Source organism: Sedimentitalea sp. (assembly GCF_039973035.1).
Lineage (GTDB): Bacteria > Pseudomonadota > Alphaproteobacteria > Rhodobacterales > Rhodobacteraceae > Sedimentitalea.
In genome coordinates this window covers 1-8,402 of the sequence record NZ_JBDWLR010000097.1, presented here as the reverse complement: position 1 = coordinate 8,402, position 8,402 = coordinate 1, and the positions used below count along the sequence as shown (strand labels likewise).

Annotated in this window: 11 protein-coding genes and 3 pseudogenes; 8 read left to right on the top strand and 6 right to left on the bottom strand. The window is 54.9% G+C overall.

The features are described from left to right. From ABJO75_RS27740 to ABJO75_RS27730, 3 genes are all read left to right on the top strand, one after another. Positions 1-125: transposase (locus ABJO75_RS27740; RefSeq protein ID WP_333483675.1), on the top strand; the 125-nt coding region annotated here is incomplete at its 5' end. Positions 126-139: 14 nt separating this feature from the next. Next, positions 140-835 (top strand): helix-turn-helix transcriptional regulator, encoded by a 696-nt coding sequence (locus tag ABJO75_RS27735; RefSeq protein ID WP_348126640.1) that lies wholly within the window; start codon positions 140-142, stop codon positions 833-835. Positions 836-850: 15 nt separating this feature from the next. Continuing rightward, the gene (locus tag ABJO75_RS27730; protein WP_348126638.1) at positions 851-1,183 is read left to right on the top strand and encodes a hypothetical protein; all 333 of its coding nucleotides are present in this window, start codon (positions 851-853) and stop codon (positions 1,181-1,183) included. A gap of 333 nt (positions 1,184-1,516) precedes the next feature. Here ABJO75_RS27730 and ABJO75_RS27725 read toward each other — a convergent pair whose 3' ends face one another. The 6 genes and pseudogenes from ABJO75_RS27725 to ABJO75_RS27700 form a co-directional block, all read right to left on the bottom strand. After that, positions 1,517-2,332, bottom strand: a complete 816-nt coding sequence (locus ABJO75_RS27725) for an IS5 family transposase (RefSeq protein ID WP_348432666.1) — start codon at positions 2,330-2,332, stop codon at positions 1,517-1,519. Between the two features lie 90 nt (positions 2,333-2,422). Beyond that, positions 2,423-2,641 (bottom strand): hypothetical protein, encoded by a 219-nt coding sequence (locus ABJO75_RS27720; RefSeq protein ID WP_348126634.1) that lies wholly within the window; start codon positions 2,639-2,641, stop codon positions 2,423-2,425. 116 nt (positions 2,642-2,757) lie between these two features. Beyond that, positions 2,758-3,819: a hypothetical protein gene (locus tag ABJO75_RS27715; protein WP_348126632.1), complete on the bottom strand. Its 1,062-nt coding sequence runs from the start codon at positions 3,817-3,819 to the stop codon at positions 2,758-2,760. Position 3,820: 1 nt separating this feature from the next. Next, positions 3,821-4,420 (bottom strand): N-acetylmuramoyl-L-alanine amidase, encoded by a 600-nt coding sequence (locus tag ABJO75_RS27710; RefSeq protein ID WP_348126630.1) that lies wholly within the window; start codon positions 4,418-4,420, stop codon positions 3,821-3,823. Positions 4,421-4,644: 224 nt separating this feature from the next. Further along, positions 4,645-5,874: pseudogene (locus ABJO75_RS27705) on the bottom strand (ISKra4 family transposase); the annotation flags it as partial. Between the two features lie 52 nt (positions 5,875-5,926). After that, a pseudogene (locus ABJO75_RS27700) lies at positions 5,927-6,640 on the bottom strand (IS6 family transposase). 48 nt (positions 6,641-6,688) lie between these two features. Between ABJO75_RS27700 and ABJO75_RS27695 the strand changes: the two are divergent. The 5 genes and pseudogenes from ABJO75_RS27695 to ABJO75_RS27675 form a co-directional block, all read left to right on the top strand. After that, entirely contained in the window at positions 6,689-7,036 is a 348-nt protein-coding gene (locus ABJO75_RS27695) for a transposase (protein WP_348126628.1), read from the top strand. A 281-nt stretch (positions 7,037-7,317) separates the two neighbouring features. Next, positions 7,318-7,395 (top strand): annotated as a pseudogene (locus tag ABJO75_RS27690) (IS6 family transposase); the annotation flags it as partial. Positions 7,396-7,690: 295 nt separating this feature from the next. After that, a complete protein-coding gene (locus tag ABJO75_RS27685) occupies positions 7,691-7,981 on the top strand; it encodes a BrnT family toxin (protein WP_348126626.1) in 291 nt (96 codons plus the stop codon). Then, positions 7,950-8,213: a BrnA antitoxin family protein gene (locus tag ABJO75_RS27680; RefSeq protein ID WP_348126624.1), complete on the top strand. Its 264-nt coding sequence runs from the start codon at positions 7,950-7,952 to the stop codon at positions 8,211-8,213. The genes ABJO75_RS27685 and ABJO75_RS27680 overlap by 32 nt, the downstream gene beginning before the upstream one ends. A 104-nt stretch (positions 8,214-8,317) precedes the next feature. Further along, positions 8,318-8,402, top strand: an 85-nt coding sequence (locus ABJO75_RS27675; RefSeq protein ID WP_348126642.1) for a type II toxin-antitoxin system prevent-host-death family antitoxin, incomplete at its 3' end; no start/stop codon positions are given.

The window sequence follows — 8,402 nt, the reverse complement described above, 5'->3', positions numbered from 1 at the left end:
ATCGCATCGAGATCATGTTCGGCAGGTTGAAAGATTGGAGACGGGTCGCGACCCGATACGACAGGTGCCCGAAGGTCTTCCTCTCCGCAATCGCGCTAGCGGCAACCGTCATCTATTGGCTATGAGTCCTGACCCTAGCATGAGTGTAGAAAATATCATTTCAATTATTTCAGAGGATCGTCCTGATGTTCAGGAATACCTGAAGAAGACGGAGGACAAGAGGTCTCTGGCGCTTTCGCTATGGACGATCCGCAAGCATGCCAGGCTGACGCAGGCGGAGCTTGCGGAAAAGATGCATGTCAAGCAATCTGCTATATCCAAGTTGGAATCTGCGAGTGGCTCACTTCCAAACCTTGAGACTGTGCATCGGTTTGCAAAGGCTTGTGGAGTGAGAGTATTCATCAGCTTCGTGGCTGAGGAAGCAGACGCACCTGACTTAGAGAATGAGCATGAATCTGACGTGTCTGACAACGAGACGGATTCAGGGGGTTGGGAGCTGACGTCTGGGAGGTTGGCTCATATTGAGGGTGATAGCTTTTACATAGCGGCTGATGCAGAGGATGAAGATCAAGGGGGATCCCAGCAGGGTGAGTGGGAGGATATACTCAAGGTCCCGGGAGTTTTCGCATATAGCGAAGAGAGGGGCGTCTTCGCACAGAAGGCTGAGACACTTAGAGATTCTCTCAGCATCGCTGCCGCCGCCGTTAAAAAGCATAGAGGATTGATCGAGGGCTTGGACGAAGGCTCGAAATATGACGAAGGCCTGAAAGATGTCGAAGACCCGAAAGATTTTGTATTTGACGCAGAGCTGATCATAGCAACAGCCAAAGTTTAATGAGAGTGGCGGTAAATGACAGATGTATTGGGGTCGTTTCACGCTCTGACTTGTGATCCCGATCGCCTGAATGATCTACTCGAAGCGGCTACATTTATTGGAATCGCTATTCTGGCGGTGCCCGTTTGGACGACGAACCTCAACAAGCGTCGAGCAGCGAAGCATGCACAAGATAAGGAAGACTTTTATGCAAAAATACCAGAAGACGCGCCTCAAATTAAGATTCTGGATGACTTGCACGATCTAATGACCAAAGACAACGATGTTTGGCGAAAACGAGACCATGTGTGTTTGATCGTCGGATATCTGTTATTACTCGGATCAAATTTTGTCCGGGTGATCACATGAATGCCTGCGCCGGATCGTAGGGCGTCGATGCACCGGCGAGGCCGTGTTGCACAGATCATAGTCCGCTCGGAACGCGCCCTACCCGAAACGGATTTCAGGCGGTGCGTTCGAAGTTAAGACTGCCAATTCCGGTCATCCGGTTAAAAACCCGGACGCCAATCTTGGCTTCTGTTTGCTGATTGGTAGTGTCGGACTGTGTTGCAGGGATCAAGTTTTAGGTCGGAACGGTCCCATACCCAGTCATTTCAGAAGACACGCTCATATGCCGCACAACCGAGGGCTGTCATGCGGTTGAGAGCTTTTGAAGCTAGTTGCGCTTCAACGGTTTGAGTGTCAAAAACCTCGTGCTTGAAGGCCATCGCCAATGACTTGTTTCCACCTGCCAATCTGGGCTTCAATCTGTGATCTCTGATTGTATCCCGCCTTGGCTTGCCACTTCATTCTGCCATGTTCGGCGATGGCATCAATGTGTTTATTGCGCTGCGCATTCGCGCCGTGAACTGCGTTTTTCGGAGGCGGGACGATGATCTCTATTTCAGGCCCAAACTTATCTACCAGACAGTCTACAACGCTCTGGCCGTCATACGCACCATCCGCGAGGAACTGGCTCACTTCGGCATCAATGTTAGCAAGCAGATCAGGCAGTGTCGTTTCATCGCCCACATGTTCGGTGGTCAGTTCGGATCCGACAATTTCGCCAGTGTCGGGATCGAGGGCGATGTGGAGCTTGCGCCATGATTTGCGACGCTTCTTTCCACCATGCTTCTCGGTGCACCAATCGTAACCGCCATGCATTTTCAGTCCGGTACTGTCCACAATGAGGGTGATAGGTTCGTCTGAAGTGCGCCGATTTTCGGCAATCTTCAAGCCTTTACTGCGTCGCGATAGCGTCGAGTAATCCGGCACCACCAGGTCCAGCCCCATCAGCTTGACAATCGACCGCATGAAGCCCTGCGTCTGTCTAAGCGGAAGTCGGAACACAACCCGCAGGGTAAGGCAAATCTCGATTGCCAAATCGGTGTAGCGCTCCTGACCACCCCGGGTTTTGCGGCGCGGCGACGACCACTTCCTGGCCACATCATCTGAAACCCAAATCGTCAGATCACCACGTTGCCGGAGGCTTTCGTTGTACTCTGAGGTGTTCGCCACCCGATACCGTGCCTTTTCGAACTTGTCCCGATGGGCATCATTGAATTTATGGGGCATAGATCATCGCTCACGTCATAGAAAACGCTGGGATTACTTCGAGCGGCCGATCCCTGCAACACAGTCCAACAAGACCGGGATGAAACGGGTCCACCAAGATTGAACCATTTTGCGGCTGATCTCGATGCCGCGCTCGTGCTGCAGGCCCTCGATATTGCTCAGTGAAAGGGGATATCTCACGAAAAACACAACGGCCATGGGGATGACCTCGCGACTGCTGTGAAATCCCTTGCAAGGTTCTGCTTTCATCATGAGCACACGCTTAGGCGGCAAACTGCTGGCCTAGATTCATATCCTTAGGACAAGGCCCATCCTGATGTCGACCGGCTGATTTAAGCGGCGTGTGCGGGACGACATCGGGTGCATGTTCAGATCTCCGGCGCTAGCAATTCGACGGGAACAGTCTTCGCCTGCTCTTCTTCGTCGCGGTAGTAGACGGAGATCTCGAGTTCCTTGTCCATGAGTGCGTCGGCGTCGACTCCGGTGACATGCAGCGTCAATCGGTCGGCTACGCGCACGACAGCAATGTTTGCCGCATCTATGGCTGTGTCGTGCGTTTCGGTGGGAACGAACCGGGCTCCGAATTCCCGGTCGCCTTCGGGATCCGACGGGTTGATTATCACCACCCCCGTCAGCCTGCCATCATCGCCCTTGGAAAGCGTCAGGACGCTGGAATTCACCGACCATTCGAGGCTGTCGACCTCGTCTGCAGCGCCGGGTGCCAAGGGCGACACTTCCGTATTGACCTGCTCCTCGCTTTCAGCGCCGCCTCCGGATGGGTTGTCGAGAGCCTCTTGCGAGCGGGAACCGAAGTAGAATCCAATGATGGTGCTGGAGATCCCGAGAAGCGCAACGAGGATGCGATCGAAATATTCCATCGCGGCGCTTTCCTGCTCTACAAGGAATGTGACGTGGGCCACCGCTTCGCCGCCCTCCCGCTCGACGATTTCGTACCCGGTCACGGTGTCGGAAAGTCCGAGGCTCGCAATCGTCGCGTCGAGTTCGCTGTAAGGGATCAGCGCGAGACCGGTGGAGTGCTGTGTCGATACCACCTGTGTGGAATAGAAGATGAACGCCATCAGTATCAGAAAGATGAGAAACGTCAGGAGACTTCGGATCGAGTTGCGCGGCAATCCCAGCGAGTGGGCCTTGTCGTGCATGTTGAAAACCCTGAACAGGACCGCCGCCGAAAACAGAGAGACCACAAGAAACGCGAAGCCACCGAATATCACCAGCACCCAGCTGAGATTGATGAGCGTGATCAAGATATTGGAATCAGCGTCAAGGAACGCGATGCTCAGGCTAGGGATCATGATCGCGACGAACGGCACCGCGAGGGCGAAAACGCTGAGCCTGGCCAGTCGGCGCAGGACTTCCAGCTTGTCGGGGTGAATGAGCTCCGTTTTGGTGCTTGCGTCCTCGTCTGCCATGTCAGACCCCCACCGTTTCGTCGAAATATCTCTTACAGCGACGTACAATCTCTCGCCCAATCATGAACTGCTTTTCCCTGAGCAGTGCGGCGTCTTCCGCGTTACTGCCGAACGCAGCCTCGGTAATGATCGCCGGAGGCGTCCCGGACACGAGGCTCATCCATCCGCGCTCCTTGTTTGTTCTGTTGCGCACCTTGACGCCGCGCGATTGGCCCGGCCGCCCGAGCAGGGTGCAGAGCCCGGCCTGCACGCTCGAGGCCAAGGCAAGACTGCCGGCCGATCCTGAACTGAGCGTCTCCGTGCCGGATGCGGCCGGGGTAGCTGCGTTGTAATGCAGCTCCACGGTCGCCGCGTGAGATGCGAACGATCCGACCCACTCGCTCACCTGGGCGTAGGCGCCAGAAACTCCAATTCCATCCCGGAAAAACAGGCGAACTTCCATGGCTTCCTGCCCACTCAGATGGCCAAAATCGGACTGTGCGAAGGCCTGCATGTCGGTAGCCATAGCCTTGTGATAATCGTATTCCCTCGGAAGATCGAGACCAACGGCACCGCCTTTTGCATCAGTGTGCCCGACGATTATTCCAAGCTTATAAGGCATTTTTGACCGCAATCTTGAAAATGAATGAATAGCGTACAAACTTAACACGAATTGACCTTTTACTCAAACTTGTTGCGTGTGTCGCTTAGCAGTTAAATGGGTTCTGCCTCACTTTGTGTGGTGGTGCTATCCTGTGAGCAAGCTGTTCAGGAGGGATAGTCATGGTTTCCAGGAAGCATTGGGTGCCAAGCGCTGAAGTGACGGGAGTGGGCAAAAGTTGGGGGTTAAGCGGCCATCTGTTGGTGTGAAACGGACAAACGACCATCGAGAACGGCTGCTCTGGTAACTGCGACAGAGTGCGCGCCTCTCGGTGACCATCGCATCCTGCGGCTCTTGCCCATCCGTGCGTTGCCAATGTCGTCAATACAGCCCTCCGCTCGAGACGATGAAATCGAAAACCCGTTGCGGTGTCGCCAGCCGTAGTTGGTGAGGGCATCCCAATTGTTTGCCAAGTACGTGTAGAGTTCACGACAACGAGCTTCGACTCTCGCGGTCGCCGTCCTGACTGCTGCATCTTCCGTTGTGATCCTGCCTGAATCAATCATCAAAAGTTTCAGGCGCGTACCAGCGGTCATGATTTTCCCATGCCACAAGCACCATCGAAGTGTTTCCGCTGGGCGTTTGAATAGTTCTGGAAATCCTGGAAAATTCTCGAAATGCAAAAGCCCTTTGACGGCATTTTCGATGTGTTGGACACGCATCGAAATATGCCACCAGTCCAGGATATGGCGCACACGCCCTCCAACCGCAGCACGGACCAGATTTGGCAGCGCGGGTTCTCCATCGGAGATGACGGTGACCGGCCGCTGACCATCCCAGCCGAGCGCGTGCAAGTCTTGCCTGAGCAGTTCACTCGGTGACGTCGCCGCTTGCGCAACAAACCCAAAGCGACGGCACATATTGGGGCTTTCGACCTTACCCACAATCACATCAAGGTGTCGCTTCTGGTATTCTGGCCGACAACGGATATGGGCGCCGTCTAGAAACACGGTCAGTGGAGGCGATTGCGCATCTTCATCTACACCGATTTGCGCGGGTTCACGTTCAATTAGGTTCTGCGCGATTTGGCCCAGACGGTTGCGCACCGTTGTGTTAATCTGCTTCGCGCAGGGCAAAAAGGTTTCAATGATCCGCGCGGCTTCCCGAAAAGAATGGCGCGATCCGAGTTCGGCCTGAAGGCGGCGTAATTCCGGCGTCGTTCGGTCGGGGAAGAAGTGGGTCACCGGGGACAATGTGCGTCCGCAGTTTTCCTCCGCCAAAGCATCGCATTTGCACTGGCGGAAACGCGGCGCTCGAAGCCGAAACCGTCCGAATACCGTATCGAAAATCCGGGTACGATAATCGTGAACTGCCCGCCCAGACCCACAATCCGGGCAAGCGCGGCTTACAGTGCAAACTTCCTCGACCTGATCGGATAGCAAGGCTGCTTGAATTTGCGTCAGGATCACCTTGGCGGGCATCGTCAAGTTGTCGGCGATCTTCGCAACGAAAGCCCGGCGCCAGGTCTCAAGCAGCCTTCAGTTCACGCGTGATATCGTCCCAGATCCAATGGGCGTCGGCTCGAGTCTGACGGTAGGCAGCGGCCGAAAGTGTATGGCGGCGCGGACGGAAGATGGTTTGGACCTGATCATGAACGGAAAGAAATTGCTGGGCTTGTCTCGGCGATTTGAACCTCCCCATAATCTTTTCTCGCCGTCGTGTGGGGCGATGTGACCCTTCGGATCGACTGTTAAGGCCCTTGTGACTGCGGTGCTCTATTCCCGGAGCAAGCTCCTTCAAGGCGGCGCCATAGCTTCGGAGTTTATCGGTGACGATCACCCGTGGCTCGCCAAATGCTTTGAATAGCTTGCGGAAAAATCGACTTGCAGCCCGTTTATTGCTCCGGGATTGGACGAGGAGGTCCAGCACATCGCCTCGACTATCAACCGCTCGCCACAGCCAATATTTCTTGCCGTTTATCGGAAGGACGACTTCGTCCAAGTGCCATTTGTCCGCCGCTTTGGGTCGATCGCGCCGGATCACTCTGGCCTATTGTGACCCAAACTTGGCAACCCAAGCGCGGATGGCCTCGTAGCTGACCGCAACGCCACGCGCGGCCAACAAGTCTTCGACATCGCGCAAACTCATGGCAAATCGATGATAGGCCCAGACGGCGTATGCGATAATCTCAGGTGGGAAACGATGGCCTAAAAAGGCGCCGGATTGCTTGGGCTTGGTCATAAGGATACCTACCGCAAGGGGAGCTGCCCCGCAACTTGACGATGCCGCTTGAAGGTCTGCGGCGAAGGCGAATGGCCAGAGCAGAAGCACAAAACAAAGCGCAAACGGCGCTCTTGGCGCAAGCTCCACGTTGGTCTTGATCTTGTCAGCGGCGTGATCGTCTGCTCTGATCTCACCAAGGACGACGTCGGCGATCCGACGGCGCTGACAGCACTCTTGGATCAAGTCGACGGTCCGGTTGATCTGTTTCTGGCAGACGGCGCTTACGACGGAGAACCGACATCTGACTTGCTTGCCGCCCGGTTCGGGTCGACGATCGAGGTCACGATCCCACCTCCTAAAAACGCAATCCTGAGCCCCAATGCGGCCGAAGACCCGACGGCACGTGACGGCTAGACCGCCGAGATCGCAGCCCATGGGCGGATGGCCTGGCAGAAAGCCACTGGCTACAATCAACGCAGCCGGGGCGAAACTCTCATGAGCAGCTGGAAAACGGTTATTGGGCCCAAGCTAAATGCACACAATTTCGAAAATTAGAAAACAGAGGCCAAGATTGGCGTCCGGGTTCTCAACCGCATGACCGGACTTGGCCACCCAAGTTTTGAACGCACCGCCTGAATTCCGTCTCCGGTAGGGCGCGTTCCGAGCGCCAGATCATTCGTGCAACCTCGCCCTTTTCCGCAGCATCCTACCGCCAATCCCCGGTTGACGCGTTCAGCCTGTGGAACAACTATGCGGCTGAGATGGTTGCCTGAACCGGACGCGAAACTTGGTCACGTTGCGACATAGCAACCTGACAAAGCCGTCCCGTCGCCTTTTTTCACGCAGTCAAGAATTTGGCGGTCTTTTTCGTCAGAGAGACGAACGCCTGCTTGCATTCTTCAACGTCACAGTCGCCCATTTTGCGACTGTCCTGCGGGGGGGCTTGTGCGATCTGCTCGACAACGGCAGTGAAGACATGCAGGCGTAGACTTGTCATTCCGGAATTCGCACTGGTCGATGCGACAAGACTTGAAATAATGGTAATGGTAATTATTGTAGGGAGTGAAAATGCAGTTCGAATGGGATGAAGGCAAGAACCGCGCCAACATTGCGAAACACGGCATCAGTTTCGAGCAAGCCAGGTTGATTTTCTATGATCTGACGGTCGACCTTGTTGATGACCGGGCTGACTATGGCGAAACACGCATTATCTCGCTTGGTTTGCTGGAAGGTGTTGTCGTACTGTCAGTTGCCCATACAGATAGGGAAGGACGCATCCGTCTGATCTCGGCCAGAAGGGCCTCACGCAAGGAAAGGGCCGTATATCATGGTACAGTATCAAAAGCCTCTGAGCGCTGACGAGTTGAAGGCGCTTGACGACAAGGATATCGATTTCTCGGATCAGCCCGAGCTTGACGAGAGCTTCTGGGCCAATGCGCGCGTCGTCATGCCGGAGGATCGCAACCTGACCCAAGTGACGGCAAAGTTCGACAAAGAAGTCGTGGACTGGTTCCGTCAGCAGGGCAGAGGGTATCAAGCACGCATGAACTCGGTGCTGCGATCATACTATGAAGCACACAAAGGCACCTGAGTTTTCGCTGGAGCGCTTGAACAAATAATAACATAAGTTCCATTATCATCCATTTGACAGATTGCACCTAGCCACCTATCTAGCCTGTATATATGGAGGCCGATATGTGGACCCTGCAAGATGCCAAGAACAAGTTCAGCGCTGTTGTCGATGAGGCCCTCGCCGGTCGGCCCCAGGAAGTAACCCGGC

Coding starts and splice junctions, on each gene's coding strand:
- ABJO75_RS27735 (WP_348126640.1), top strand. CDS start 140: ATGAGTGTAGAAAATATCATTTCAATTATTTCAGAGGATCGTCCTGAT.
- ABJO75_RS27730 (WP_348126638.1), top strand. CDS start 851: ATGACAGATGTATTGGGGTCGTTTCACGCTCTGACTTGTGATCCCGAT.
- ABJO75_RS27720 (WP_348126634.1), bottom strand. CDS start 2,641: ATGATGAAAGCAGAACCTTGCAAGGGATTTCACAGCAGTCGCGAGGTC.
- ABJO75_RS27715 (WP_348126632.1), bottom strand. CDS start 3,819: ATGGCAGACGAGGACGCAAGCACCAAAACGGAGCTCATTCACCCCGAC.
- ABJO75_RS27710 (WP_348126630.1), bottom strand. CDS start 4,420: ATGCCTTATAAGCTTGGAATAATCGTCGGGCACACTGATGCAAAAGGC.
- ABJO75_RS27685 (WP_348126626.1), top strand. CDS start 7,691: ATGCAGTTCGAATGGGATGAAGGCAAGAACCGCGCCAACATTGCGAAA.
- ABJO75_RS27680 (WP_348126624.1), top strand. CDS start 7,950: ATGGTACAGTATCAAAAGCCTCTGAGCGCTGACGAGTTGAAGGCGCTT.